The following is a 2170-nucleotide window of genomic DNA, read 5'->3' on the forward strand; positions in this document are numbered from 1 at the left end:
CATTATTCCTATGCCACGAAAAAACCGATTATTTATCGATGGAATTCCTCACCTCGTGCAATTGTGCGGGCATAATGATGAAACTATTTTTAAAGGTGAAGAAGATTACCAGTATTTTTATCAATGCGTCGATACCGCAATGAGTATCTATGCAATAAAATTACATGCGTATTCACTTTCATCAAAGAAAATATTTTTATTTCTGTCCGCCCCTGATAAAGAATGCCTCGGGCGTTTTATGCAATATATTGCCAAAGGTTACACCCACTACTTCAACCACCGTCACCAGCGTCATGGTACGCTATGGGATAGTCGATACAATTGCTGCCCCGTCGAACCCAATGCCTATTTCTTGCTGACAAAAAAATACGTTGAATGCCATTGTGTAGATGAAACACCTCATCATAGTTTTGCTGATTCCCCCGAAGTGCGGATCACTCCCCATGAGGAGTACCTGCGCCTCGGAGAAAATGCCGCGCAGCGTTCAGGTGCCTATCAGCGCTTTTGCCTGGGGATGATTGTTCCAGCAGTCATTACGCGTATTGAGTCATCTCTGGTGCAAAACTGCCTACTGGCAACGACGCCTTACTCTCAGTCACTGGAAGAAAAATATCAGCGAAATCTGCGGCCACGGAAAAGTGGGCGCCCACGTAAGCATTACCAGAACCCCGCCGCGGACTGGGAGTGGCTGGAAAAAAAAGCAGAGTATTTATTGCAGCAGTATTGCTACAAGGAGATCCGTATGCCGCTTCTTGAAAGGTTGGAAGAAAACGCTACGAGGTCTTTTTCCGGTGAAAGTGATGAGCTAATGCTTAATCATCAGGCGTTATTTCGTGGCGATGGAACGATGGGATGTCTACGGCTTTTATCGCAATATCAGAATTTACAAATTGGCACACGATTATGGTATCTGGGGGCAATGTTCCGTCGTCAGAACCAGCAGAACATCAGCCAATTTCATCAATTGGGTGTGGAAGCGTTTGGCTATCCAGATATCGGCATTGAGATTGAACTTATTTCCTTACAATATGATTTTTTCAAATCGCTACAACTGTTGCCGTTTGTCGAACTCAAAATTAATTCATTAGGCAATGTAGAGGAGTTCACTCAATTTCGCCGTCACTTGCAGCAATACTATCAGCCGCTGGCATCACTGCTTAATGCCAGGCAGTTAGCTTGCCTGGAGCAACATCCAGAGCGTTTACTGAGTGATAAAGATAATTTGATGCTGCGGCTGGCAGAAAAAGCGCCGCAACTTGAAGCATGCCTGTCATTACAATCCCGTCAGCGTTTTACGCATCTTTGCGACTCACTGACTGCACTGAATATTCCTTTTACCCACGATAAAAATCTCTTCCCCGTAAATGACTATAACGACCAGCTTTTCGAATGGTATGCGGATTCGTTGCATCACAATAAATTACTGTGTCGGGGCGGGCGTTACGACAATAGCGCCAGTCGGTTAATTGGGCATCCTGTCTCTGCATGCGGTTTCGCTTTCATGCTGGAGCCGATTATGCAGTTGCTCACCGCTACGAAAAAAGGCAGCGATTACGCTAAGCATGTCGATGTTGTCATCATACCCAGCCAGGAACGGGCACGGGATCAGGCAATACTGCTTGGTCGCCGACTCAGGCGAAATTTCCCGCATTTGAGCATTGTCAATGATTGCTCCATGCTACGCTTATCAACCCGGCAGAAGAATGCGCAACGCCAGGGGGCACGTTTTATTTTGCTTATCGACGGTAGCGACAATGAGGTCACTTTTTGTGATGAAGAAAACCATTGCTGGGTGCAAATCCCCCTTCATGAAGTGACAGCGCATTTAAGTATGGCGTTAATGATGTAACCCGATAGGGCGCAATGAGCAATGACCTTCCTTTTATTGACGGGGATAACGTTCTTTATCTGGCAAAAGGCACTGGTGGATATTTCCCGTTTTGTGACAAGCAACACAAAACGCTGTGCGATACGTTTTTCTCGAGAATAAATGAACGCAATCGATCGCCATCACAAAATTACTCGCTGATAAATCGTACAAAATCAGTGTTAATGTAATGTTGCATATGATAATTTTATGTATTGTTTAATTTAAATATTAATAAATGCAATGTTTCTTTACAAACAAATAAGGCGAATAAATGTGATGCATGGCGTTATTTATTCATGG

At 44.3% G+C, this 2170-nt stretch carries 1 protein-coding gene; it reads left to right on the forward strand.

Annotated features, from left to right (window positions below; all coding sequences use genetic code 11):
- The coding region (locus NNO02_RS23100) for an ATP phosphoribosyltransferase regulatory subunit (protein WP_271455860.1) at nt 1-1849 on the forward strand (1849 nt) is incomplete at its 5' end.
- Between the last annotated feature and the right edge of the window lie 321 nt (nt 1850-2170).

Origin of the sequence: Citrobacter sp. Awk 2 (genome assembly GCF_028069815.1) — a bacterium.
Classification (GTDB): Bacteria; Pseudomonadota; Gammaproteobacteria; order Enterobacterales; family Enterobacteriaceae; genus Citrobacter.